This is a genomic window from Bacillus nitroreducens (assembly GCF_964021195.1).
On record NZ_CAXHYI020000003.1, the window covers coordinates 2,193,773 to 2,219,823 of the forward strand.

Sequence of the window (26,051 nt, forward strand, 5' to 3'; positions counted from 1 at the left end):
AGAAAATTAGACGATACTATACATTAAGGATTTTCCCCCCTTTTTATAAATATTCCTTTATATTTTCGATTTTTCGTCAAAATTTCACACATTTCGTTTTATTTGTTATAATATCTTAGTTGTTTTAGTGATATATTAGTGTTATTTTATACATATTGCGAGAAAATACTATAACGAATGAATAATACAAAATGGGCTACCCAAAACCTAAGACGTATTTGAGAATAGTATGGAATACTAGTGCTTCATTATTATTTTTTACATAGAGGTGGAAATATGAAAAGAATAGGGTTATTAACAAGTGGTGGAGATTCACCTGGAATGAACGCTGCGATTCGTGCGGTTGTACGAAAAGCGATCTTTCATGATGTAGAGGTGTATGGAGTTTACCAAGGATATTCTGGTTTAATTAGTGGTCAAATTAAAAAATTAGAAATTGGGTCTGTTGGAGATATTATTCATCGTGGTGGTACAATGCTTTATACCGCTCGTTGTGAAGAATTTAAAACAGAAGAAGGACGTAAACAAGGAATTGAACAATTGAAAAAGCTTGGTATTGAAGGCTTAGTTGTAATCGGTGGTGACGGTTCTTACCGTGGAGCCCAAAAATTAACGGAACTTGGTTTTCCATGTGTGGGTGTTCCAGGTACAATCGACAACGATATACCAGGTACAGATTTTACAATTGGCTTTGATACTGCATTAAATACAGTGATTGATGCAATTGATAAAATTAGAGACACAGCTACTTCACATGAACGTACATATGTTATTGAAGTAATGGGAAGACATGCGGGAGATCTTGCATTATGGGCAGGACTAGCTGGTGGTGCTGAAACGATCTTAATTCCTGAAGTAAATTATGACATTAACGATGTTGTAGCAAAGCTTATCCGTGGCCATGAAAGAGGAAAAAAACATAGTATCATTGTTGTTGCTGAAGGTGTAGGCAGCGGAGTTGATATTGGGAAGAAAATTCAAGAGGCAACCAATTTTGAAACAAGAGTTAGTGTCTTAGGACATATCCAACGTGGAGGCTCTCCAACTGCAGCTGACCGTGTATTGGCAAGCCGCTTAGGTGCGAAGGCTGTTGAATTACTGCTTGAAGGTAAAGGTGGACGAGCTGTGGGAATTCAACAGAACCAACTAGTTGACCACGATATTATGGATCTGTTAGATCGTAAACACACGCTTGAAGAAAAAATGTATAACCTGTCACAAGAACTGTCAATTTAGACATAGGGATAATTCAATTTTGTAGTGTGGTATTCGCTTAAAGCGAGTTAGAGGAGGATATAAAATGAGAAAAACGAAAATAGTATGTACGATAGGACCTGCTAGTGAAAGTATTGAAAAATTGGTTGCTTTAGCTCAAGCAGGAATGAATGTAGCTAGACTTAATTTTTCACATGGTGATTATGAAGAACATGGTGCACGTATAAAAAATATTCGTGAGGCTTCAAAAATTACTGGTAAAAATATTGCGATTTTATTAGATACAAAAGGACCGGAAATTCGTACACATACAATGGAAAATGGTGCAATCGAATTAGTTGAAGGATCAAATGTCATCCTAGCAATGGATGAGGTAATTGGTACTCCTGAAAGGTTCTCAATTACATACTCTGGTCTAATGGAAGATGTTCAACCAGGTTCCAAAATCCTATTGGATGATGGTCTAATCGGACTAGAAGTAGTGGAAATTCACCACCAAAAGCGTGAAATTCTTACAAAAGTACTAAATAGTGGTACTTTAAAGAACAAAAAAGGTGTAAACGTACCTGGTGTTCGTGTGAATTTACCTGGAATTACTGAAAAAGATGCGAAAGATATTGTGTTTGGTATTGAGCAGGATGTCGATTACATAGCAGCATCATTTGTTCGTCGTGCTTCAGACGTATTAGAAATTAGAGAATTATTAGAAGAAAATAACGGGGAAGCAATCCAAATCATTCCAAAGATTGAAAACCAAGAGGGTGTAGACAACATTGATGAGATACTTGAAGTATCTGATGGATTAATGGTGGCACGTGGTGACCTAGGTGTCGAAATTCCTGCTGAGGAAGTACCACTCGTTCAAAAAGAATTGATCAAGAAATGTAATGCTCTTGGCAAGCCAGTTATTACTGCTACTCAAATGCTAGACTCTATGCAACGTAATCCTAGACCGACTCGAGCAGAAGCAAGTGACGTTGCGAACGCCATCTTCGATGGAACAGATGCCATTATGTTATCTGGTGAAACTGCTGCAGGTACTTATCCAGTTGAAGCTGTTCAAACAATGCATAATATCGCTTCCCGCACAGAAAGTGCTTTAGTACATCGTGAAATTTTATCTCAACGTAGTAAACTCTCTGGCATCACGATTACAGACGCGATTGGTCAATCTGTAGCTCATACTGCACTTAATTTAGATGTGTCAGCAATTGTGACTCCAACTGAGAGTGGCCATACGGCAAGAATGATTTCAAAATATCGTCCAAAAGCTCCAATCATTGCCGTTACTTCAAATGATTCAACTACTAGAAAACTTTCTCTAGTGTGGGGTGTTTATGCACAAACTGGAAATGTTGCAACATCTACAGATGAAATGCTTGATAACTCAGTAGAAAGTGCATTAAACACTGGAATCGTTAAGCCAGGTGATTTGGTTGTAATTACTGCAGGTGTGCCAGTTGGTGAGTGTGGAACGACAAACATCATGAAGGTTCATGTTGTAGGGAATACAATCGCTAGTGGACAAGGTATCGGTAGAAAGTCTGCGTTTGGTAAGGTTGTTGTAGCTAATACTAGTGAGGATGCAAAAACGAAAATGTTCGAAGGAGCTATCCTTGTAACACCTGCAACTGACCGTGATATGGTGAAGTATGTGGAGCAAGCATCTGCTTTAATCACGGAAGAGGGTGGTCTTACTAGCCACGCAGCTGTAGTAGGATTAAGCCTTGGTATCCCTGTGATTGTTGGCGTGGAAAAAGCAACCACACTTTTAACAGACGGACAAGATATTACAGTTGATTCATCTCGTGGAGTTATCTACGAAGGACATGCAAACGTACTGTAAAAAAGAGAAGGATAACCTTCTCTTAGAGTGTAGACAAAGTCAAACCTGACTTTGTCTACACTCATTTTTATAGGAAACACAAGTAAGATTCACGTTCCCAGACTGTCTTGATAACGCTTGTTAGAAAAGGCGCGCAGCAACTAAAGACGCGAATAGAAGTTGCCTTCATGAGCGGACGAGTGAGGCTAGCAATGAAGTATGCGAGCGTTTGTAAGCAATCTGAGAGAAGGGTAACCTTCTCTCTTTTTTCTCTAAAGCGCATATTTGCTCAAAGAATCAGTTTCTAAAAAGGTAGAATTACTTCGTAAAAGCGAGCAACTTATGCAAGTCTTGCAAAAGTGCTCGCACTTTTCTTCGTAATAACTACTCTTTTGGGTGTAGAAAACATATAATATAAGAAAAGCCTTCAAGTAAGGAGGACGAAATGAAAATTTTACTAGCTTTGTTCATCATCGTACCGGCTTTAGAAATTAGTGTTTTTATCCTATCTGGGAAAACCCTTGGAATTCCACTTACCATTCTATTAATCATCCTTACAGGGATTTTAGGCGCATGGCTTGCAAAGAAACAAGGGCTCGAAACAATTGGACGCGCTAGGCAACAGATGGAATATGGACAGGTACCAGGAGAGGCTATATTAGATGGCATTTGCATCTTTATAGGAGCTGTACTGCTGTTAACACCTGGATATATCTCTGATCTCATAGGGTTACTGCTCCTTATTCCTGGAACACGAAAATATGTAAAGCCGATTATAGCAAATTGGATTAGACGAAGAATTGATAAGGGAAATTTCACAGTTATCCGTCGCTGGTAAATTTAAATAACGCCATTGCAATTGCAATGGCGTTATTTTGTTTCCTTTCCGACAATAAAGGTCCATATTTCTTGAAATACTCCAGTTGTATATAAGGTCCTAATGATTACTGAGATGACAGGACCAATAATTAAACCGATAAAACCAAACAATTGAAATCCAACAAAAAGCGATATTAATGTTGCCAAAGGATCGAGTCCAATACTGGAAGAGAGAACTTTTGGTTCCATCACTTGACGCTGCACGATAACAACTAGATATAGAATGCCAAGTCCAATTGCTAACGGAAGATCACCACTAAAAGCGGAATATATAATCCAAGGCACAAAAACAAGTCCTGTTCCCAAATATGGAAGTAGATCAACAAGTCCAATTAATAAGGCAATAGTGATAGCGTAATCGACACGTAGGATTAATAATCCAACTAACACAATTCCAGCAGTAATCGATATTAATGTTGCTTGTGCTTTGATAAAACCGAACAATGCCTTCTTTAATTCTGTAATCACAGACTTACCACTTGTTCTTGCTTTTACAGGAATAAATTTTCTTCCCATTATGACGAATTTGTTCCAGTCCTTGCTAATAAAAAATGTTGCAAGCAAAGAAAATACGATAACAGTTGCCGCATTCGGTAACCAGCCTAAAAACTTGGGAATGTTCTCTAAGAATGTTTTAATAAATTCTCCAACATTTGTAGCAATTGTAGTACCAACATTGCTTATATTATCCATAATCGTCTGCTGTTGACCTTGATCCAAGTTATCAAACATACTTGTTAATCTTTCATATAAAGGAATAACTTGTCCAACAATTAAGTTTTCGAAATAGATGATGAGCCTTTCAAAATGCTGTGGAACTTCTTTTGCTAAATAATTTGCACCTGAAATAATTTCAGCAACTAATAAAGTTAGTAATCCCATCACGCTACCAAATACTAGAAAAATCCCTAAAAATACGGATAATCCACGAGGCATTCTTCCTTTACGCTCGAAAAAATTAACTAGAGGATTAATTAGGAAAGCTATTAATATGGCAAAAATAAACGGATAAGTCAATTTGAAAAGATAGTAACTTATGACAACTCCAGTGACTATTAATACAATAACCATTAGAAATCGAAGAAAACTTCGTACATAGTTAATATTCAAATTCTTTCCTCCCTAGGTATTTCCTACATATATTATTTTACAATCTCTATGAGTTCTTTTAAAGGAATACGAAGAAATAGCTGATAAAGTTTCCCGATTATGGAGAAAAAAATAAATTTGTGATATTATACGTTATGAGCGAGTGAAAATATTCGAGAAAAAGTTGAAAACGCTCCACAAATCAGACAGTCTAATTATTTGAATCTTTAATTGGGGAAAGCGACTCTGATACTTAGTGAAAAATGCCCTAATAGGAAGATGTTTTTGTGTAATAATAATTTATTAGGGGATATTCACCTCTTTTAATTCACAAAAGTCAGATTGTTTATTATAATAGAGTCGAAGGATATATCTTTTCTACATATTTTTCGATTTCACTTGCATGAAAGATTTGTATTGATTGTATAGTCACAATATTATTTTGTTATTTGTGACTTGAGCACTTATTTAAAAATGAAAGCATTTACTTAGCGAGAATTACAGTACTTAACTCGTATTCAAGTATAAGCAAAATGTTTTCTTTTTGAGCGAGCGCTCAGGTTTACCTCTTAAGATGGGGGTAGGGGAATATGAAAAAAGGAGAGGGTCATATGACGGCAACAAAGGGACTTGAAGGAATTGTAGCTACAACTTCTTCTATCAGTTCAATTATTGATGATACGTTAACGTATGCGGGTTTCAATATTGATGATTTAGCTGAAAATGCTAGTTTTGAAGAAGTAATCTACCTATTATGGCATCGCAAACTTCCAAATAAAGAGGAGTTAGCTGAACTAACGAAGCAGCTTGCTGAAAATGCAGAATTACCTCAGGAAATATTAAATCATTTCAAAACTTACCCAATTGATAAGGTCCATCCAATGGGTGCTCTACGCTCAGCTGTTTCACTATTAGGTTTATATGATGATGAAGCAGATGTCATGGATCCAGAAGCCAATTACCGAAAGGCAATACGCCTTCAAGCAAAAATACCAACAATCGTTACAGCTTTTTCACGTGTTCGTAAAGGATTAGAACCTATTGCTCCTCGTACGGATCTTAGCTTTGCAGCAAACTTCTTATATATGCTTAACGGCGAGCAACCAAGCGAGATTGCGGTAGAAGCTTTCAATAAAGCATTAGTTCTTCATGCAGATCATGAACTTAATGCATCTACTTTCACGGCTCGAGTTTGTGTTGCAACTTTATCAGATGTATATTCTGGTATTACTGCTGCAATTGGAGCATTAAAAGGTCCACTTCACGGTGGTGCAAATGAAGCTGTTATGAAGATGCTCACTGAAATAGGTGAGGTTGAAAACGCTGAAAACTATGTTAAAACAAAATTAGCAAATAAAGAAAAAATCATGGGGTTCGGGCACAGGGTCTATCGTAAAGGTGATCCACGTGCAAAACACTTAAAAGCAATGTCTCAAAAGCTAACATCAATTACTGGCGAACAAAAATGGTATGAGATGTCAACTAAAATTGAAGAAATTGTTACAAGTGAAAAACCACTTCCACCAAATGTTGATTTCTATTCAGCATCTGTGTACCATAGCTTAGGTATTGATCATGATTTATTTACACCTATTTTTGCAGTTAGCCGTGTTTCTGGATGGTTAGCGCATATCTTAGAACAATATGATAACAACCGTTTAATCCGTCCACGTGCAGAATATACAGGGCCAGGAATGCAAAAATATGTTCAAATTGAACAAAGAGGTTAATAAATCTGAATAATTATATTAGAATAGAAGAGTATTTCAAGAGAAATTTTCTCTTGAAATACTTCTTATGAATCTTAGGAGGTAATACTAGTGGCAGGAGAAAAAATTACAGTAACAAATGGCGTATTGAACGTACCAAACAACCCAATTATTCCTTTTATTGAAGGTGATGGAACTGGTCCAGATATTTGGGCAGCAGCGTCACGAGTATTAGAAGCAGCTGTTGAAAAAGCATACAACGGCGAGAAATCAATTGTTTGGAAAGAAGTTTTAGCAGGGGAAAAAGCATTTAACCAAACTGGTGAATGGTTACCAGCTGAAACTTTAGATGTGATTCGCGATTACATAATTGCAATTAAAGGTCCTCTTACTACTCCAGTTGGTGGTGGGATTCGTTCATTAAACGTTGCACTACGTCAAGAACTAGACCTATTTACTTGTCTACGTCCAGTGCGTTATTTTACAGGTGTACCTTCACCAGTTAAGCGTCCAGAGGATACAGATATGGTAATCTTCCGTGAAAACACTGAAGATATTTATGCAGGTATTGAATATGCTAAGGGATCAGAAGAAGTTGAAAAGTTAATCAACTTCCTAAAAACTGAACTTGGTGTTAATAAAATTCGCTTCCCAGAAACTTCTGGTATTGGTATTAAGCCAGTTTCTGAAGAAGGAACAAAGCGTCTAGTACGTGCTGCTATCAACTATGCGATTGAACAAGGCCGTAAATCTGTAACACTAGTTCACAAAGGTAACATTATGAAGTTCACAGAAGGTGCTTTCAAGAACTGGGGTTACGAACTTGCAGAAGAAGAATTCGGAGATAAAGTATTTACTTGGGCAGAATACGATCGTATCGTTGAAGAGAAAGGAAAAGATGCTGCTAACAAAGCACAAGCTGATGCTGAAGCTGCTGGTAAGATTATTGTAAAAGACTCTATTGCTGATATCTTCTTACAACAAATCTTAACTCGTCCACGTGAATTTGATGTTGTAGCAACAATGAACTTAAATGGTGACTATATTTCTGATGCGCTAGCTGCACAAGTTGGTGGAATCGGAATTGCACCAGGAGCTAACATTAACTACGAAACTGGACATGCAATTTTTGAAGCAACACACGGTACGGCTCCAAAATATGCTGGTCTAGACAAAGTTAATCCATCTTCAGTATTACTATCAGGTGTACTAATGCTTGAACACCTAGGATGGAACGAGGCAGCAGAACTAATTACGAATTCAATGGAAAAAACAATTGAATCTAAGGTTGTAACATATGACTTTGCCCGTCTAATGGATGGTGCTAAAGAAGTTAAATGTTCGGAGTTTGCTGATGAACTAATCAAGAACTTAGGCTAATTATAGATACAAGTAACTACCCTATATAGGGTAGTTACTTGCATATTGACGGATAGGAGGAAGTATAATGGGTCAATTTAAACGGAAGAAGATCTCTGTCATTGGTAGTGGTTTTACGGGTGCAACAACAGCTTTTCTACTTGCCCAAAAAGAATTGGGTGATGTCGTTTTAGTGGATATTCCCCAAATGGAAAATCCAACAAAAGGAAAGGCACTTGATATGTTAGAGGCTAGTCCTGTTCAAGGATTTGATGCTAACATTACTGGTACTGCTAATTATGAAGATACAGCTGATTCTGATATTGTGGTAATTACTGCAGGTATTGCTCGTAAGCCAGGTATGAGCCGTGATGACCTTGTGCAAACAAACCAAAAAATCATGAAAAGTGTTGCCCAGGAAATTGTAAAATACTCTCCAAATAGCTATATCATCGTGTTAACAAACCCAGTTGATGCCATGACCTATACAGTTTTTAAAGAATCTGGATTCCCGAAAAATCGTGTCATTGGCCAATCGGGAGTACTTGACACTGCACGATTCCGTACATTTATTGCCCAGGAGTTAAATCTATCAGTGAAAGATATAACGGGATTTGTACTTGGTGGTCATGGTGACGACATGGTACCCCTTGTTCGTTACTCCTATGCAGGTGGGATTCCACTAGAAACTTTAATTTCCAAAGAACGCTTAGACGCAATTGTTGAACGTACTCGTAAAGGCGGCGGAGAAATTGTAAGTCTATTAGGAAACGGAAGTGCCTATTATGCACCAGCAGCTTCCTTAGTTGAGATGGTAGAGGCAATTTTAAAAGACCAGCGTCGAGTTTTACCTGCAATTGCTTATCTTGAAGGTGAGTATGGGTTTGAAGGGATTTACCTCGGAGTACCAACAATTCTAGGTGCAAACGGAATTGAAAAAATTATTGAGCTTGAACTGACAGCATCAGAAAAAGCTGAGCTAGCTAAATCAGCAGCTTCCGTTAAAAACGTCATGAATATCCTAGCCTAATTATAAACTCTACAACAAAGATTCGGGTTATTTCCCCGAATTTTTTGTACACACAAAATGTAATCGCTTTCACTAAACTTTATTCATTCGTCATTTTAAACTATAATTAAGTGAAGCCATGCATGAAGTGTCAAGTTGCGATTTGAATCTGACTAAATATAGTTTAATCCTCAGATTTCTGGGGGAAGTTCCTTAGTCTGTGAGATCAAAGGCTAAAGATGTAATGTCTTTATGGCCCATTTTCTATGGGCCTAAAAACTGGACGTAAATACGCAAAGGCGCATTTAACTGGAGGTGCTACCTTTTTCATGTTATTAGGGAAAAAGCGAAAACTAGGAAGAAAGATTGATGAAATAACAGTTGGTGAAAAATTAAACCTTACTGAAAAAATCGAAGATAAAGATTTACTACTATATTTAGGTTTGACGAATGATGCGAATCCACTTTATATTCAGCATGATTATGCATCTCAAACCCCTTTTAAAAAGCCGATTGTTCCCACTGTAATGCTGACTGGAATTATAACTGCAGCAATTTCAAAATATTTGCCAGGTCCAGGAACTCATATTCTCAAACAAGAAATTGAATTTTTGCACCCGCTATATCATTATGCTACGATTCAATTTCTATTTGAAGTCACAAGAGTAAATTATCATGACCACACTGTCGAAATTTCAGTTACAGCGCACGATGAGGAGGAATTGCTAGCAATCCAAGGTAAATTACTGGTTTGTCCACCACATCGGATTACTCCCATGGAAGGAAATATACTCGAAAACTTTTAGAGAGCTTAGCCTCTCTTTTTTTGTTGTTCATGACAGACTATAAATCTTATTCTATAATGATTTTATAAAGAGAGAAAAATAATGATGGGGTTTATCTTATTTATTGGAGGAAGTCAATGAAGAAAAAAATACTGGTTGTGGAAGATGAGCGTTCAATCATTACATTACTACACTATAATCTGCAACAGGCTGGATACGAGGTTATTACTGCAATGGATGGAGAAGAAGGCTTGGAGAAGGCCTTGGCAGAACGGCCACAGTTAATTGTATTAGATTTAATGTTACCCAAATTAGATGGGATTGAAGTGTGCAAACAACTTCGCCAAAATAAGGTAGATATCCCAATCCTAATGTTAACAGCAAAAGACGATGAATTTGATAAGGTATTAGGTTTAGAGCTTGGTGCTGATGACTATATGACTAAACCATTTAGCCCGAGGGAAGTAGTGGCTCGTGTAAAAGCTATACTTAGGAGAACGAGTAAAATCGTTGATAATTCGGTGGAAGATCTTACAACATCTCAGTTACTCACGATAGGACCTTTGAAAATATTGCCAGAAAATTTCGAGGCATATTTTAATGAGGAGGCCCTTGAGTTAACACCTAAGGAATTTGAACTCCTTGCATACTTAGCGAAGAACAAAGGAAGAGTGTTAACAAGAGACCAACTTTTAAGTGCGGTTTGGAACTATGACTTTGCTGGTGATACAAGAATTGTAGATGTTCACATTAGTCATTTGAGAGAAAAGATTGAAAAAGATTCGAAAAGACCAAATTTTATTAAAACAGTGAGAGGGTTGGGCTATAAGCTTGAGGAGCCAAAGGTATATGAATAAATTTCATTCAAGGCTTCTTCTTGCAATTATCATATTAATTATTATTGTCTTTCTTTGCATGGGTTTTGTGTTAGGCCAATTTATTAGCAGTCTTATCACGAATAGTGCAGTACATGGATTACCAGTTGATAAAACAGTTCAGCAGGTTTGGATTGCGCTGTTTGTATGTTTAACAATTGCATTGGTCGTTATCTTATCTCTCATTGTAAGAATTACGAGCAGCTATACAAAACCAATCGATGCGGCTACAAAAGCGGTAAATGAACTCGCAAAGGGAGATTATCGAGCAAGAACGTATGAAGACTATGTAAGCTCGGCTGGACTATTAGGACAGTCAATTAATATCGTTGCTAGAAATATTGAAGATATGACGAAGTCCTATGAAATGCAACATGACCGCCTACATACCTTGATCGAGAATATGGGGAGTGGCCTTTTATTTATTGATAGCAAAGGTTATATCAATATTTTTAATCGTTCCATCAATGAGATCTTTTCATTTGAACAAGAAGATTTAAAGGGACAACTATATTATGAGGCTTTTACTCAGAAAGAAATTGTAAAACTGGTAGAAGAAATATTTATGACAGAGCGCAATCTTCGCAGACAAATCCATCTCAAGATTGGTAATGAACAGAAAGACTTTGAAGTATATGGCGCACCGATATTAGGAGCAAATGTGGAATGGAAAGGCGTAGTTCTTGTTTTTCATGATATTTCAGATTTAAAACGACTTGAGCAAATGCGTAAGGATTTTGTTGCAAATGTTTCACATGAACTACGTACACCGATTACCTCCATTAAAGGCTTTGCGGAGACTCTATTAGATGGAGCAATGAATGACCGGGAAGTGTTGCAGGAATTTTTAACAATCATCTTAAATGAAAGTGATCGACTTCAAGTCCTTATTCAAGATTTATTAGATTTATCCAAAATGGAGAATAAGGGTTTTACACTTAATCTGTCACGAGTAAATATTAAGGAACTATTAGAAAATAGTCTGCGAGTCTTACAATCAAAGGCAATCGAAAGGGATATTCAGCTTGACCTTATTGTCAGTGATACAATAACAGAGATTGATGGAGATTCAGACAGACTAAAGCAAGTCTTCATAAATGTAATTAGCAATAGTTTGTCGTATTCTCCTAATGGAGCTAAGGTGATTGTGAAAACGACAGACTTCGAGGATTTTGTACGAATTGAAATTTCTGACACGGGGATAGGAATTGATAAAAGTGAGTTGCCTCGAATTTTCGAAAGGTTTTATCGGGTAGATAAGGCGAGAACTAGGAATTCAGGAGGCACAGGATTGGGGCTTGCGATTGTCAAACATATTATCGAGGCACATGAAGGAACTGTTCAAATAAATAGTCAGGTAGGGGAAGGAACTACTGTTACGATTCAGTTAAAAAAGTATATTTAAGTTAATTAAATGTTCTATTTACAAAAGATTTACAATGGAAACATATTCACTTAATATACGAATCGTATGATGTTTATGAGAACCCCTTCATTTTGGAGGCCAAACCTTTTTGACAAGGACAGTCATGTCCTTGTCATTTTTTTTACTAAATTGAAACCTTTTTATAATATAATCGTATAGAATATTGTAGAAATAGACTGAGGGGGGAAAACATGGTTAGTTTGAAACGAATATATACGATTGCAGGACTTAGTGTGCTCGTATTGATTTTAGGTGTAGCAGGTTTTACATCATGGTATACAGTTGATGAATCAGAACAAGCGATTATTTTAACTTTTGGGAAAGCAGATGAAGCTATTTCAGAACCAGGCTTACATTTTAAGTTACCATGGCCAATCCAAGATGTTGAGACATTGCCAAAAACAACATATAGTCTCCAGTTTGGATATGACCAAAAAGGCGGAGAAATTACAGACATACCAAAAGATACAAAGATGATAACGGGTGATGAAAATATTGTACTTGCAGATATGGTTGTTCAATGGCAAATAACAAACCCTGAGAAATTCTTATTTAACTCTCAGGACCCAGAGCAAATTCTGTATAATGCCACGTCAGCATCTCTAAGAAGTATTATTGGAAGTTCGAAAATTGATGATGCTTTAACATCAGGAAAGGCTGAAATTGAGGGAGAAGTAAGAGAATTATTAGTTGATCTCTTAGAAAAATATGATATTGGAATTTCAGTAACTGCAGTTAAATTACAAGATGTTGAATTACCAAATGAAGAAGTCCGTAAGGCATTTACGAATGTAACGGATGCCCGTGAGACTATGAATACAAAAATTAATGAAGCAAATAAATACCGTAATCAAAAAATGAATGAAGCAGAAGGGGAGAAAGCAGCGCTTATTTCACGTGCAAATGGTGATAAAGCGGCTCGTATTGAAATTGCACGTGGGGACGTAGCAACCTTTAATGCTTTATATAACGAATACGTAAAGAATCCTGAAGTAACTAGAAAACGACTCGTTCTTGAGACATTGGATCAAGTTTTACCAAACACTGAAATATATATTATGAAGGATGACGGCAATACGATGAAATACTTGCCAATTCGTCCTGCTGGAAGTCAAACGCAGGTTCCTCCTGTACAAACAGAAGGGAGTGGCAACCAATGAGTGAAAATGTAGTCGATTTCAAAGAACAAAAAGGAAGTTCGAAATTTAGCAAATATACAAAGGGTGGAATTGGCATCCTTATTATACTTATCCTTATTGGGATTGTTTTGGTAAATTTATTTATCGTAAGAGAAGGAGAGTATAAGGTCATACGACAATTCGGAGAAGTTGTTCGAATTGTTGAAGAGCCAGGTCTTTCCTATAAGATTCCATTTATCCAGTCAGTTGAAACTTTGCCAAAATACCAAATGATTTATAATGTGCAAGAGGCTGAAATTAATACAAAAGATAAAAAGCGAATGACGATTGATAATTATGCAATATGGCGAATTGAAGATCCGAAACAAATGATTTCCACAACCCGGACCGTTGTTAATGCAGAGGCAAAGCTTGATGAATTCGTCTATTCTGCAATTCGAACAGAACTTGGTAATTTGAACTATGATGAAATTATTAATGATGAGAAATCTGAACGTGGAAGTCTTAACGACCGTATTACAGAGATTGTGAACAAAAACCTTGAAGAAGATAAATATGGAATTGTGGTTACTGATATTCGAATGAAGCGAACAGATTTACCAGCGGAAAACGAGCAATCTGTTTATACTAGAATGATTTCAGAACGTGATTCTACAGCACAAGATTATCTTTCACGTGGGGATGCAAGAAAGAATGAAATTGAGGCACAAACGGATAGTGAAGTAAAAGAAATTATTGCGAAGGCACAAGCTGACGCTGAAGTTATCCGAAGTGAAGGGGAAGGAGAAGCAGCCCGAATTTATAACGAAGCCTTCTCTAAGGACCCAGATTTCTATAATTTATTCCGTACACTAGAATCCTATAAGACGACAATTGATGGAGAAACAGTCATTATCTTACCAGCAGATTCTCCGTATGCAAGAATGTTAATGGGGTTCACTGAATAAAGTCAAACTTAAATAAGAGGGGATTTTCTTGCCCCATTGATGTTAGTTGCGGCCCGCACGATGTGGGTCACAAAGACGTTGCCATAGGATGCGGCAACGTCTTTTTTTATTTGTTCGGTCCTTTATCCGTAGGTATCTCTCACCTTTGATGTTTTAATGAGTTCCCTAACGGAGAGTTGAGTGACGTACTAATAGTTGGAGTGGAATAGTCAATAGTCGTATTTTCTATTTATGTTCAATACATGTTAAAATGAACAATAGGAAATGACGGCTATTTTTTTGGCACCAAGCCTGGTGGCCCAATATTGTCGTAGAAAGGAAGAGTTATTCTTGGATAAAAAAATTGTCTTAGTAGATGGAAATAGTATAGCGTATCGGGCATTTTTTGCTTTACCACTGCTTAATAATGATAAAGGTGTACATACAAATGCCATTTACGGCTTTACAATGATTTTGAACCGTATTCTTGAACAAGAAAAGCCATCCCATATTTTAGTAGCCTTTGATGCAGGGAAAACAACGTTCAGACATAGTACTTTTAGTGAATATAAGGGAGGGCGCCAAAAAACACCACCTGAGCTATCAGAACAGTTTCCTTTTTTGCGTGAGTTATTAGATGCATATCAGATTGCCAGATATGAATTAGAAAATTATGAAGCCGATGATATTATCGGAACCCTATCCTTACAAGCTGAAAAAGAAGGATTTGAGGTTAAAATTATCTCAGGAGATAAGGACTTAACGCAGTTAGCTTCCGATCGAGTTACTGTCGATATAACAAAAAAAGGAATCACTGATGTAGATTCTTATACACCAGAGTTTATTCAAGAAAAGTATGGGATCACGCCAGAACGAATAATTGATATGAAGGGTCTCATGGGGGATAACTCTGACAATATTCCAGGTGTTCCTGGTGTAGGCGAGAAAACAGCATTGAAGCTGTTGCATGAGTTCAATACATTGGAGGAGCTTCTTGACTCGATTGATAAGGTGGGCGGAAAGAAGCTAAAGGAAAAGCTGGAGGAACATAAAGAACAAGCTATTATGAGTAAAAAGCTTGCGACCATTCATCGTGATGCCCCGATTGAGATAGGGGTTTCTGACCTCGAATATAATGGATACGATGGGGATCAGGTGATTAAACTTTTCAGAGAGCTTGGATTTAATTCTTTACTCGATAAAGTAGAAGGAAGCGAGCAAAAAGAAGACAAGCCCCTGGAAGAGATCTCCTTTAAAATAGTAGATGAAATCACAGAAGAAATGTTAACAGATGAAGCATCTTTAATTATCGAAGTGCTCGACGAATCATACCATAAAGCAGATATTCAAGGCATTTCTCTTTCAAATATGAACGGGAATTATTATATCCCTACAAAGCTTGCTCTAGAATCCACAAGCTTTATGAATTGGGCAAAGGATAAAGCGAAAAAGAAAACGGTATTCGATGCAAAAAAATCAATTGTCGCTTTAAAATGGATGGGGATTGATTTACAAGGAATTGAATTCGATTGCTTAATTGCTGCTTATATCTTAAACCCTTCAGATTCGACAAATGATATTGCCGCAATTGCTAAAGGCAAGGGAATTACAGATGTTCAAACAGATGAAGCGGTGTACGGAAAAGGAGCTAAACAGCGCATACCAGATGAACCAGTTTTGGCCGAACATCTGGTAAGAAAGGCAGTAAGTCTTGCAAAATTAAAAGACCTATTTCTGCAAGAACTAAAAGAAAATGAACAATATGAGCTCTTCACAGATTTGGAAATGCCTTTGTCTATCATTCTTGCTGAAATGGAGTCAACAGGTGTAAAGGTGGATATTGAACGTTTAAAAGCAATGGGAGAAGAGTTAAAAGAGCATCTTCAGGAACTCGAACAAAGAATCTATGAGCTTGCTGGAGAAGAATTCAATATTAACTCCCCTAAGCAACTTGGAGTAATTTTATTTGAAAAATTGCAATTAACGGTGTACAAGAAAACCAAAACAGGTTATTCCACTTCAGCAGATATTTTGGAAAAGCTAGCTAAGGAACATGAAATCATTGAATATATCTTGCACTACCGTCAAATTGGAAAACTTCAATCAACCTATATTGAAGGCCTATTAAAAGTTGTTCATGAAGATACTAGCAAGGTTCATACTAGGTTCCAGCAAGCCTTAACACAAACAGGAAGGTTGAGCTCGACTGATCCGAACCTGCAAAATATCCCTATTCGACTGGAAGAAGGACGTAAAATAAGGCAAGCCTTTGTCCCATCGCAAAAGGATTGGTATATCTTTGCTGCTGATTATTCTCAAATTGAATTAAGGGTATTAGCACATATTGCAAACGACGAAAATTTAATCAGTGCTTTTACGAATGACTTGGATATTCATACAAAGACAGCAATGGATGTGTTTCATGTGGAGGAGGATGAAGTAACCTCTGATATGCGACGTCAAGCAAAGGCTGTTAACTTTGGAATAGTGTACGGAATCAGTGATTTTGGATTGTCCCAAAACTTGGGGATTACACGGAAGGAAGCGGGATATTTTATTGAACGCTATTTTGCAAGTTTCCCTGGGGTTAAAGAATATATGGAGGACATTGTAGAGGAAGTTAGGCAGAAAGGATATGTATCTACCCTCTTACACAGGAGAAGATATATCCCTGAAATTACGGCTCGTAATTTTAATGTTCGTAGCTTTGCAGAAAGAACGGCAATGAATACTCCAATTCAGGGAAGTGCAGCTGATATTATCAAAAAGGCAATGATTGATATGGCTAAGAGATTAAAAGCTGATAAGCTAAAAACAAAATTGCTTTTACAAGTACACGATGAATTAATATTTGAAGCACCAGAAGAAGAGATTGAAATATTGAAAAGAATTGTACCAGAAGTAATGGAAAATGCGATTTCCTTAAAAGTACCTTTAAAAGTTGACTATGAATACGGTAAGACCTGGTATGATGCGAAATAATTTGACATGAATCTGCAGGGGTTTTTACTCAGCTGATTCATGTAAGCCTCTGGTGGATGCCCGATTTAAAGATTTCACAAAGACTAAGTAGATATCTATTAAGTCGGGCTGCTTTATGCCAGATGTTTTAATAAAGGAGTGAATGTTATGCCAGAATTACCAGAAGTTGAAACGGTAAGACGAACATTATTACAACTTGTAAATGGAAAGACCATTGATAAAGTCACGGTATTATGGCCAAAAATAATTAAAAAGCCAGAAGAAACCGAGCAGTTTTGTGATGCTTTACGCGGTCAAACTATATACGATGTCGATAGAAGGGGAAAATTTCTAAAATTTATCTTGGATGATTATGTCATGGTTTCTCATTTGCGTATGGAGGGTAGGTATGGCCTATATAGCGAAGATGAACCTTACGACAAACATACCCATGTATTGTTTGCTTTTACAGATGGAACTCAGTTACGCTATCGCGATGTACGAAAGTTTGGTACGATGCACCTTTTTAAAAAAGGGGAAGAAGAAGAGAGTCTTCCTCTATCTCAATTGGGACCAGAACCCTTTTCTAAAGAGTTTACAGTGAAATATTTAGAAGATAAACTATCCAAGACAAATCGAAAAATTAAGGTTGCATTACTCGACCAAACAAGTGTAGTGGGCTTAGGCAATATTTACGTTGACGAAGCCTTGTTTAGAGCGGGCATATATCCAGAACGAGTAGCTAAATCTCTAAGTAAAAAGGAAATAAAATTGCTCCACCATGAAATCATACAAACATTGAATGAAGCTGTTGAAAAAGGTGGAAGTACGATTCGCTCTTATGTCAATACACAAGGTGACATTGGAATGTTTCAATTACAGCTATTTGTTTATGGGCAAAACGGCAAAGCATGCCAAAGATGTGGAACCGAGATCGAAAAAACAGTCGTTGGTGGCAGAGGTACTCACTACTGTCCGAAATGTCAAAAGAATAAAAAGATCTAACATAAGGCTATTACGGAGGAAGAGTAGGAACTGTAAACAAAAATAATACGCCACCATGCCTTGTTGACAAAAACTCACCCTATCATAGAAAGTTTAAAGCGGTGTTGCTGCGAGCAATTCATGATTGAATGAACAGTCCAGCAGCTAAGCAATGCGGATTTTACGTTAGTCAAATAAATCTGTAAATGCAAATACATAAACTAGATATACACTATGTTTCAGAGAAATGACGTAGCATTCAGACGCATCACCTTCAAATTTTTTGACTTTCTTGGACATTTCACATGAATTGGGCTCCAACATATACTATCGTAGCAATCGATAGGAAGGAGCTCTATAGGATGTCCCAATTCGCAACACTCATGTTATTAGCATTTGCTGTAAGCTTGGATAGTTTTAGTGTTGGATTCACATATGGAATGAGAAAAATGAAATTACCTCTTAAATCAATTATTACAATAGCATGTTGTTCAGCGGTAACGATGGCAGCGGCTATGGGTCTTGGTAATTCTATCTCACTTTTTGTATCTCCTACAATTGCGGATAGACTCGGTGGAATCGTCCTTGTGTTAATTGGGGCCTGGGTATTAATTCAATTTTTTCGTCCATCTTCCCAAGCTACTGAACAAAATGAAGAAAAAATGTTAGTAAATGTTGAAATAAAATCACTTGGACTTGTCATAAATATTCTAAAGAAGCCAATGACTGCTGACCTTGATAAATCAGGAACCATTACTGGTTTGGAAGCTTTTTTACTAGGTTTCGCCCTTTCGCTTGATGCTTTTGGAGCGGGAATTGGAGCTGCTTTATTAGGATATTCGCCATTCATAATGGCTTTGTTGGTTGCCGTGATGAGTTCACTTTTTGTTTATACAGGAATTAAGAGTGGAGCAATCTTTTCAAAGAAAAAGTGGGTTCAAAAGTTTTCCTTTTTACCAGGACTCTTACTCATACTAATTGGAATATGGAAAATTTAACAGGATATAAGGATAAGGAGATAAGAATACGTGGCAATCACTATAGGTTTAACAGGTGGAATTGCAAGTGGGAAGAGCACCGTTTCCCAGATGTTTAAGGATAAAGGAATTGTAGTTATCGATGCCGACTTAATTGCACGAAAAGTTGTTGAGGTTGGAGAAGAAGCCTACCTACAAATTGTTCAGTCATTCGGCAAGCAAATTTTATTACCTGACAAGACGATTGATCGGCAGAAGTTAGGTTCAATCGTCTTCCATAGCGAAGAAAAACGGTTGTTACTGAATTCAATTGTCCATCCTGCAGTTCGTAAACAAATGCTTAAGGAAAAAGAAGAACATATTCATAACGGAGAAAATACGATCATAATGGATATTCCATTGTTATTTGAGAGCAAATTAACAGCATTAGTTGATCGAACACTACTGGTATACGTCGATTATGAGACACAATTAACAAGACTTATGAGTCGGAACCAGTTAAGTGAGGAGGATGCTGTAGCTAGAATCAAATCACAAATGCCACTCAAAGAGAAAGTTCAACTTGCAGATGCGGTGATTGATAATAACGGTACAATTGAAGAAACTAAAGCACAGTTACATGATGTTTGTAGAAAATGGGGTATTATTTTATAAGTGAGAAAAACGGGCATCTCGATTACGAGATGCCTTTTTTATGTTTATCTTTAGTTGGAGATATTCGAAACATAAATAGGATGTATAAATGAACATTTTTCGTAAAAAACAAATAAAGGTGTTACATATATAAATTAATGTGTTATACTATTTGTGAAGAACAAGTATATAAAGTATAACATATATGTTGGAGGGGTTTTTTGATGAAGCCAAGAATCGCAATCAATGGATTTGGCCGTATTGGTAGAATGGTTTTTAGAAAGGCTATTATGGAAGATTCATTAGACATCATTGCAATTAATGCAAGTTACCCTGCAGAAACACTCGCACATTTAATCAAATATGATACAAATCATGGAAAATTCGAAGCAGTGGTTATTCCACAGGACAATTCATTGTTGGTGAATGGGAAGCGTATTCAACTGCTGAATTTCAGAGATCCGTTACAGTTGCCATGGAAAGAATTAAATATAGATATTGTGATTGAAGCAACAGGAAAATTTAACTCGAGAGAAAAGGCAGACCTTCATTTACAAGCTGGAGCAAGTAAAGTTATCTTAACTGCACCTGGTAAGGATGAGGATATAACGATTGTTATGGGTGTAAATGAAGAAAAATATGACCATGAAAAACATGCAATCATATCAAATGCATCTTGTACGACAAATTGTTTAGCGCCAGTTGCGAAAGTCATAAATGAACAGTTTGGAATTGTAAACGGTTTAATGACGACTGTTCATGCATATACAAATGACCAAAAAAATATTGATAATCCACATAAAGATTTGCGAAGAGCAAGAGCTTGTGCACAATCCATTATCCCTACTTCAACTGGAGCAGCAAAAGCATTGTCACTTGTATTGCCAGAGTTAAAAGGAAAATTGCATGGTATGGCATTACGTGTCCCAACTCCTAATGTCTCATTAGTCGATTTGGTAGTAGATGTTGAGCGGGATGTTACGATTGAAGAAATTAATGAGGCATTCATAACAGCGTCCATGGGACCTTTAAAAGGGATATTAGATTTTACAACCGAGCCACTAGTGTCCATTGATTTTAATACAAACCCACATTCCTCCATTATCGATGGTCTATCGACAATGGTTATAGGTGAGCGTAAAGTAAAAGTATTGGCATGGTATGATAATGAATGGGGATATTCTTGTAGAGTGGTAGATTTAGTGAAATATGTTGGAGAAAAAATCATTCATAAAACGGAAGCCAAAGTAGGTTAAAAATCCAAACCTTCCCAATTTACGGGAGGGTTTATTTTTGTCATTTTTTGCTTTAGGCTGTTTTCGCACTTATTGTTGCTCTTTAAGCCTCTTAGTTCATGGAAATAGAAGGTAATCCTGTTTTGATTTCTATTGCGGATGGACGATTTTCTTCGGGCGTGGACTTGCTTTCTCGTCTCGCAAGCTCGTACGCTTTTGGTTCGGCTCATGCTATTCTCACCAGATACTTAAGAACCTTCCATGAGTATTCCCAAGCACGAAGAAAATGTATTTTCAAGGGTCGCCACCCACCACTACAATCAAACAGATAGTTGAGGATACATACGTAGACTCCTGTGGAGCCTCCTTACTTCGTTAAAGGTTCAAACTATCCCAACTCAAAATCAATTTCATATTTGTAAACGGTATAAAAATATCGAAAAGTTTACGAAAAAACATCCTTTTATTTTATTAATTATTGTTGCTAAAAATATATAAACGAAGTATACTAGATTTCGTGAACTTCTTAAAAGCCTATGCTTTTGTAACTACTTAAAGGGTTAGGACCTCTTTGGACTAACTTTCCCCCGTGGTAGTTATGCTCATGCTTTACGCGAAGAACTCACCCGAAACTATTGTAAGAGGGGGAACAACAAAATGATGGAAACAATGGGACGTCATGTAATCTCAGAATTATGGGGTTGCGATTTTGAAAAATTAAACGACATGCAAGGTATTGAGGAAACGTTTGTGCAAGCTGCATTAAAGTCAGGTGCAGAGATACGAGAGGTAGCATTTCACAAATTTGCTCCACAGGGAGTAAGTGGTGTTGTCATTATTTCGGAATCTCATCTAACGATTCACAGTTTTCCTGAACATGGATACGCAAGTATTGATGTTTATACATGTGGAGATTTAGATCCAAATGTGGCTGCAGACTATATTGCTGAGGCACTAGGGGCACAGACACGAGAAAATATTGAACTTCCACGTGGCATGGGTCCAGTCCAAGTAAAGCCTGCACAAGTGAAAGTACTTTAAAAATAAATACGAATCAACTAAAATAGTAAGAGGTGTATATATACACCTCTTTTTTTACATTATCAATTCAAAAAAACATTATATAAATAAAATAGGAGTGGGAGAAATGGGCTTGAAAACGTTTTTTACAAATCATACAGAAACGAGAGACGAACATACGGACGAGCTTTTAAGAAGTCATTATTATAAAACAACGAACAAAAAAGCGATTGAAGCAGTAAAAAAGGTTATAAACAATATGGATGGATACCATATTAATTCTATATCAGAAGAACGTGGTGAAATGAGCATTACGATTAAAAAAGGTAGAAAAGCTTTTATTGTTGCAACCATCATCTCTGTCAGACCATTTGAAACTGCCGTTGATTTCGCTGTCACAACAGAAACAGTATTATTTCCAATCGACTTTGGCTACAGTCGAAAAGTCGTTTTGAAATTATATGAACAATTAGATAAGGAACTTCCACTCGTAAATCGTAAATAAATGAAAGCTTAATTAATGAGGGGAAACTCCTTGTCCTGAAAAAATCTTTCTTATAAGATAAATACATAAACTTTATTCAGCAGGAGTCTTTCTGTATATATGGTGAGATTATCGTAATAAAAGAAGTAAAGTCTTTGTATACATTTAAGTCTATGCCAAATAATGATAATACCTCAGGAGGATACTTCAGATTTTTAAGAGAATTTATGATGTATGTTTTTTAAAAATCTGAGCCATATTCGCCAAGGTGTATTTGATTCTCCTAAGAAGGGAGTTGTAACAAATGAGATGCCCTACTTGTCAACATAATGGAACGAGAGTGCTGGATTCGCGTCCTGTTGATGATAGTCGATCAATTCGAAGAAGGCGAGAATGTGAAAAATGCCAATATCGTTTCACTACATTTGAAAAAGTGGAAGAAATCCCGTTAATCGTGGTTAAAAAAGAAGGGACACGGGAAGAATTCAGCAGAGAAAAGATGCTACGTGGGCTTATTAAGGCTTGCGAAAAACGACCAGTTTCCTTGAAACAATTGGAAGATATTACACTAGAAGTTGAAAAAGAATTACGCAGTCAAGGGATTGCAGAAGTGAAAAGCGATATTATCGGTGAGTATGTAATGAATCATCTTGCTAAAGTGGATGAAGTGGCTTACGTACGTTTTGCATCTGTTTATCGACAATTTAAAGATATCAATGTATTTATAGATGAATTAAAAGAATTGATTAAAAGGGAACGTTAAAGGGCTTAGATACATTTTTAAGCTCTTTTTTAAACGATAAATGTGTGTTCAAAGTAGAGGGTGAAAAGGACCGAATTGACACATGCGTCTTTTTCGGCCCGATTTTTGAACAATCTCTATAATGAAATGGAAGGCCTTGATGAAATGGAGCATTGGAAGGAAATCGTACCAGTCGATCGCTATATCGTGCATGCTGCGGACCTATTGCATGATTATGACCGGAAAATTGTGTCTTTGCTTTACCAACCTCTAATTGGAATGAAAGCCTTCAGTCTATATATGACTCTATGGAGCGAATTGGAGCAAAACCGGCTATGGGGGGAGGAGAGTACCCATTATACATTAATGGCACTACTCCAAACGAACCTTGAAGATATTTATCGAGAACGATTAAAGCTTGAGGGGATTGGTTTATTAAAAACATTTGTAAAGTCTAGCGATGATTCTAGAAGCTTTATTTACGAATTGCAAGCACCTCTTTCACCAAGAGCTTTTTTTACCGATGGAGTTCTTAATGTTTACTTATATAACCGGCTTGGAAAAACAAAGTTTTTTAAACTGAAGCAATTCTTTTCGGATCAAAATCCGGATTTAGATACGTATAAACCGATTACTAAGACATTTAACGAGGTATTTGCTTCTGTAAATGTTTCGCAAATGATTTCTACTATAAGTGATGAAATGAAAAATAATCTTGAACAGGAAGATAATACAGATTTCATGGACCGAAGTCAGGATAAAAAATTAGTTATTGAAAATGAAAGCTTTGATTTTGATTTGTTTTTTGCAGGCATTTCAGATGTCATGATACCGAAACAATCCATTACACCTAAAGTGAAAGAAGCGATTATAAAACTATCCTTTCTATATGGAATCAATCCGATTGACATGCAAGGAATTGTCATGAGTGCCCTTGATCCAAATGAAAAAGTCGACATCGAACAACTGAGAAAAGCGTCAAGAGACTGGTATCAATTTGAAACAGGTAATGAACTACCTAGTTTGTCAGAAAGAATTCAACCGTTGTCAAATCAGACAATGACAAATAAAGTACCACAAACAAAGGAAGAAGAATTGATACAAAAGCTTGAAAGAATCTCTCCAAAAGAGTTTTTAATCGATGTATCTGGTGGTGCACAGCCATCTGTATCGGAATTGAAAATTGTGGAAGAAATAATGTTCAAACAAAATCTTCTTCCAGGTGTTGTAAATGTACTGTTGTATTATGTCATGTTAAAATCAGACATGAGGCTTACAAGGTCTTATATTGAAACCATTGCAAGCAACTGGGCGAGATTAAATATTAAAACAGTAAAAGAAGCAATGGAAACTGCCAAGAAGCATAATTGGAACGCTGATAAGAAATCCAACAAAAATAAAAGACAACCAATCCGCAAAGAATTATTACCAGATTGGTTAAAGCAAGATGACGAAGGTACAAAACAAGAAACCCCAAAAAAGAAGAAAATGCAAGATCCTTCGTTTGAGGAAAAGAAGCGCTTATTTGAGGAAAGATTGAAAAAAAATCAGCAGAAATCATAATTTCCTAATAGGGGGTGATTTATATGAAACCAATCCAAGATTCTTTAAGAAGACTTTCGAATCCGTCTGATTTTCAGCAACGCTATGAAAAAATTAAACATGAAGTATTAAATCATACAGACATAAGGGACTTTATTAATAGCCATCAAGATCAAATTACAAGTGATATGATTAATCGAAATCTTGTAAAATTGTACGAGTACATTAATCAGAGTAAAGAATGTAATAAATGTGAGAGTCTAGAAACATGTAAAAATATGTTGCAGGGTTATCATCCACAGCTTGAACTTAAAGGAAGTACAATCGATTTGAGATATGAAAGATGTCCGAAAAAGGTTATGCATGACGAGCGGATTAAATATAAATCATTAATTAAAAGCATGTATATTCCAAAAGATATTCTAGAAGCTTCCCTTGAGTCTCTTGAATTTGATGAAGGGCGTTCAGATGCCATTTTATTAATACAAGAATTTCTAGATAATTACGAACCTGGTAAACGAATGCAAGGATTATATCTACATGGGTCTTTTGGTATTGGTAAAACCTATTTTTTAGGGGCAGTAGCGAATGGACTAGCTCGCAAAAAAGTGGCATCGATGCTTGTGTATGTTCCGGAATTTATAAGGGAAATAAAGGGCTCTATGCAAGATCAATCTCTCAATTCTAAAATTGACGCAGTAAAAGAAGTTCCAGTATTAATGCTTGATGACATTGGTGCTGAAGCTATGTCAAGTTGGGTGAGAGATGAGATACTCGGAAGTATTCTTCAATATCGTATGCTGGAAAACTTACCTACCTTTTTCACATCCAACTTTGATTTCAAAGGTCTTGAACATCATCTCACCTATACACAACGTGGAGAAGAGGAAAAAATGAAAGCTCTTCGGATTATGGAGCGAATCAGATATTTAGCAAAACCAGTTGAACTCACAGGAAAGAACAGACGATACTAATAAAAATGACTATCTCATAACTGAGAAAGTCCCAGACTGTTGACAAACGCTCGCACACTTCGTTACTAGCCTCACTCGTCCGCTCATGAAGGCAACTTCTATTCGCGTCTTCGATCGGCGAGCGCGCCTTGTCTGACAAGCGTTTTCAAGACAGTCTGGGAAAGTAAATCTTACGAGTGTTTCCTATAAAAATGACTATCTCATAACTGAGATAGTCATTTTTTATATTCTAAAGTTGTCCCACTTACCATATACATGTAACA

General features: G+C 36.7%; 22 protein-coding genes. 21 read left to right on the forward strand and 1 reads right to left on the reverse strand.

Annotation, left to right across the window (positions count from 1 at the left end; all coding sequences use genetic code 11):
• Positions 1-276: 276 nt before the first annotated feature.
• From pfkA to ACWPVE_RS14520, 3 genes are all read left to right on the forward strand, one after another.
• Positions 277-1,236, forward strand: coding sequence for a 6-phosphofructokinase (pfkA, locus tag ACWPVE_RS14510; protein ID WP_453994481.1), 960 nt, complete (start codon positions 277-279; stop codon positions 1,234-1,236).
• 64 nt (positions 1,237-1,300) lie between these two features.
• Entirely contained in the window at positions 1,301-3,061 is a 1,761-nt protein-coding gene (gene pyk / locus ACWPVE_RS14515) for a pyruvate kinase (protein ID WP_453994483.1), read from the forward strand.
• Between the two features lie 424 nt (positions 3,062-3,485).
• Positions 3,486-3,878, forward strand: a complete 393-nt coding sequence (locus tag ACWPVE_RS14520; protein ID WP_453994485.1) for an FxsA family protein — start codon at positions 3,486-3,488, stop codon at positions 3,876-3,878.
• 32 nt (positions 3,879-3,910) lie between these two features.
• Here the strand turns inward: ACWPVE_RS14520 and ytvI are convergent, their stop codons facing one another.
• Positions 3,911-5,029, reverse strand: coding sequence for a sporulation integral membrane protein YtvI (gene ytvI, locus ACWPVE_RS14525; protein WP_453994487.1), 1,119 nt, complete (start codon positions 5,027-5,029; stop codon positions 3,911-3,913).
• Positions 5,030-5,619: 590 nt separating this feature from the next.
• On the opposite strand from ytvI, the gene citZ reads away from it, so the two are divergent.
• From citZ to dnaI, 18 genes are all read left to right on the forward strand, one after another.
• Positions 5,620-6,738, forward strand: a complete 1,119-nt coding sequence (citZ, locus tag ACWPVE_RS14530) for a citrate synthase (protein ID WP_453997548.1) — start codon at positions 5,620-5,622, stop codon at positions 6,736-6,738.
• A gap of 84 nt (positions 6,739-6,822) precedes the next feature.
• Positions 6,823-8,097: an NADP-dependent isocitrate dehydrogenase gene (icd, locus tag ACWPVE_RS14535; protein WP_453997550.1), complete on the forward strand. Its 1,275-nt coding sequence runs from the start codon at positions 6,823-6,825 to the stop codon at positions 8,095-8,097.
• Positions 8,098-8,164: 67 nt separating this feature from the next.
• Positions 8,165-9,106 carry a malate dehydrogenase gene (gene mdh, locus ACWPVE_RS14540; protein ID WP_453994489.1) on the forward strand — a complete coding sequence of 314 codons (942 nt, stop codon included), beginning with the start codon at positions 8,165-8,167 and terminating at the stop codon, positions 9,104-9,106.
• 308 nt (positions 9,107-9,414) lie between these two features.
• A complete protein-coding gene (locus ACWPVE_RS14545; protein ID WP_453994491.1) occupies positions 9,415-9,891 on the forward strand; it encodes a MaoC/PaaZ C-terminal domain-containing protein in 477 nt (158 codons plus the stop codon).
• 116 nt (positions 9,892-10,007) lie between these two features.
• Entirely contained in the window at positions 10,008-10,727 is a 720-nt protein-coding gene (locus tag ACWPVE_RS14550; RefSeq protein WP_453994493.1) for a response regulator transcription factor, read from the forward strand.
• Complete coding sequence (gene pnpS, locus ACWPVE_RS14555) at positions 10,720-12,150, forward strand: two-component system histidine kinase PnpS (protein ID WP_453994495.1); 1,431 nt, start codon at positions 10,720-10,722, stop codon at positions 12,148-12,150. The genes ACWPVE_RS14550 and pnpS overlap by 8 nt, the downstream gene beginning before the upstream one ends.
• Positions 12,151-12,362: 212 nt before the next feature.
• A complete protein-coding gene (gene hflK, locus ACWPVE_RS14560; protein ID WP_453994497.1) occupies positions 12,363-13,331 on the forward strand; it encodes an FtsH protease activity modulator HflK in 969 nt (322 codons plus the stop codon).
• Positions 13,328-14,257: a protease modulator HflC gene (gene hflC / locus ACWPVE_RS14565; RefSeq protein ID WP_453994499.1), complete on the forward strand. Its 930-nt coding sequence runs from the start codon at positions 13,328-13,330 to the stop codon at positions 14,255-14,257. The genes hflK and hflC overlap by 4 nt, the downstream gene beginning before the upstream one ends.
• Before the next feature lie 330 nt (positions 14,258-14,587).
• Positions 14,588-17,218, forward strand: coding sequence for a DNA polymerase I (gene polA, locus ACWPVE_RS14570; RefSeq protein WP_453994502.1), 2,631 nt, complete (start codon positions 14,588-14,590; stop codon positions 17,216-17,218).
• 147 nt (positions 17,219-17,365) lie between these two features.
• The gene (gene mutM, locus ACWPVE_RS14575; protein WP_453994504.1) at positions 17,366-18,202 is read left to right on the forward strand and encodes a DNA-formamidopyrimidine glycosylase; all 837 of its coding nucleotides are present in this window, start codon (positions 17,366-17,368) and stop codon (positions 18,200-18,202) included.
• A 341-nt stretch (positions 18,203-18,543) separates the two neighbouring features.
• On the forward strand, positions 18,544-19,179 hold the full coding sequence (gene ytaF, locus ACWPVE_RS14580; RefSeq protein WP_453994506.1) for a sporulation membrane protein YtaF: 636 nt from the start codon (positions 18,544-18,546) through the stop codon (positions 19,177-19,179).
• A gap of 30 nt (positions 19,180-19,209) precedes the next feature.
• Positions 19,210-19,812: a dephospho-CoA kinase gene (gene coaE, locus ACWPVE_RS14585; protein ID WP_453994508.1), complete on the forward strand. Its 603-nt coding sequence runs from the start codon at positions 19,210-19,212 to the stop codon at positions 19,810-19,812.
• A gap of 203 nt (positions 19,813-20,015) precedes the next feature.
• Positions 20,016-21,047: a glyceraldehyde-3-phosphate dehydrogenase gene (locus ACWPVE_RS14590; protein WP_453994510.1), complete on the forward strand. Its 1,032-nt coding sequence runs from the start codon at positions 20,016-20,018 to the stop codon at positions 21,045-21,047.
• Between the two features lie 639 nt (positions 21,048-21,686).
• The gene (gene speD / locus ACWPVE_RS14595; protein WP_453997552.1) at positions 21,687-22,067 is read left to right on the forward strand and encodes an adenosylmethionine decarboxylase; all 381 of its coding nucleotides are present in this window, start codon (positions 21,687-21,689) and stop codon (positions 22,065-22,067) included.
• A gap of 106 nt (positions 22,068-22,173) precedes the next feature.
• Complete coding sequence (locus ACWPVE_RS14600) at positions 22,174-22,551, forward strand: cytosolic protein (protein WP_453994512.1); 378 nt, start codon at positions 22,174-22,176, stop codon at positions 22,549-22,551.
• Between the two features lie 283 nt (positions 22,552-22,834).
• Entirely contained in the window at positions 22,835-23,293 is a 459-nt protein-coding gene (nrdR, locus tag ACWPVE_RS14605; RefSeq protein ID WP_453994514.1) for a transcriptional regulator NrdR, read from the forward strand.
• Positions 23,294-23,437: 144 nt separating this feature from the next.
• Positions 23,438-24,835: a replication initiation and membrane attachment family protein gene (locus tag ACWPVE_RS14610; protein ID WP_453994516.1), complete on the forward strand. Its 1,398-nt coding sequence runs from the start codon at positions 23,438-23,440 to the stop codon at positions 24,833-24,835.
• A 23-nt stretch (positions 24,836-24,858) separates the two neighbouring features.
• Positions 24,859-25,788, forward strand: a complete 930-nt coding sequence (gene dnaI, locus ACWPVE_RS14615) for a primosomal protein DnaI (RefSeq protein WP_453994518.1) — start codon at positions 24,859-24,861, stop codon at positions 25,786-25,788.
• The last annotated feature ends 263 nt before the right edge of the window (positions 25,789-26,051 follow it).

Bases quoted from the DNA above. Each gene is read 5' to 3' on its own strand.
- pfkA (WP_453994481.1), top strand. From the start codon at position 277: ATGAAAAGAATAGGGTTATTAACAAGTGGTGGAGATTCACCTGGAATG.
- pyk (WP_453994483.1), top strand. From the start codon at position 1,301: ATGAGAAAAACGAAAATAGTATGTACGATAGGACCTGCTAGTGAAAGT.
- ACWPVE_RS14520 (WP_453994485.1), top strand. From the start codon at position 3,486: ATGAAAATTTTACTAGCTTTGTTCATCATCGTACCGGCTTTAGAAATT.
- citZ (WP_453997548.1), top strand. From the start codon at position 5,620: ATGACGGCAACAAAGGGACTTGAAGGAATTGTAGCTACAACTTCTTCT.
- mdh (WP_453994489.1), top strand. From the start codon at position 8,165: ATGGGTCAATTTAAACGGAAGAAGATCTCTGTCATTGGTAGTGGTTTT.
- ACWPVE_RS14545 (WP_453994491.1), top strand. From the start codon at position 9,415: ATGTTATTAGGGAAAAAGCGAAAACTAGGAAGAAAGATTGATGAAATA.
- ACWPVE_RS14550 (WP_453994493.1), top strand. From the start codon at position 10,008: ATGAAGAAAAAAATACTGGTTGTGGAAGATGAGCGTTCAATCATTACA.
- pnpS (WP_453994495.1), top strand. From the start codon at position 10,720: ATGAATAAATTTCATTCAAGGCTTCTTCTTGCAATTATCATATTAATT.
- hflK (WP_453994497.1), top strand. From the start codon at position 12,363: ATGGTTAGTTTGAAACGAATATATACGATTGCAGGACTTAGTGTGCTC.
- hflC (WP_453994499.1), top strand. From the start codon at position 13,328: ATGAGTGAAAATGTAGTCGATTTCAAAGAACAAAAAGGAAGTTCGAAA.
- mutM (WP_453994504.1), top strand. From the start codon at position 17,366: ATGCCAGAATTACCAGAAGTTGAAACGGTAAGACGAACATTATTACAA.
- ytaF (WP_453994506.1), top strand. From the start codon at position 18,544: ATGTCCCAATTCGCAACACTCATGTTATTAGCATTTGCTGTAAGCTTG.
- ACWPVE_RS14590 (WP_453994510.1), top strand. From the start codon at position 20,016: ATGAAGCCAAGAATCGCAATCAATGGATTTGGCCGTATTGGTAGAATG.
- speD (WP_453997552.1), top strand. From the start codon at position 21,687: ATGGAAACAATGGGACGTCATGTAATCTCAGAATTATGGGGTTGCGAT.
- ACWPVE_RS14600 (WP_453994512.1), top strand. From the start codon at position 22,174: ATGGGCTTGAAAACGTTTTTTACAAATCATACAGAAACGAGAGACGAA.
- nrdR (WP_453994514.1), top strand. From the start codon at position 22,835: ATGAGATGCCCTACTTGTCAACATAATGGAACGAGAGTGCTGGATTCG.
- ACWPVE_RS14610 (WP_453994516.1), top strand. From the start codon at position 23,438: ATGGAGCATTGGAAGGAAATCGTACCAGTCGATCGCTATATCGTGCAT.
- dnaI (WP_453994518.1), top strand. From the start codon at position 24,859: ATGAAACCAATCCAAGATTCTTTAAGAAGACTTTCGAATCCGTCTGAT.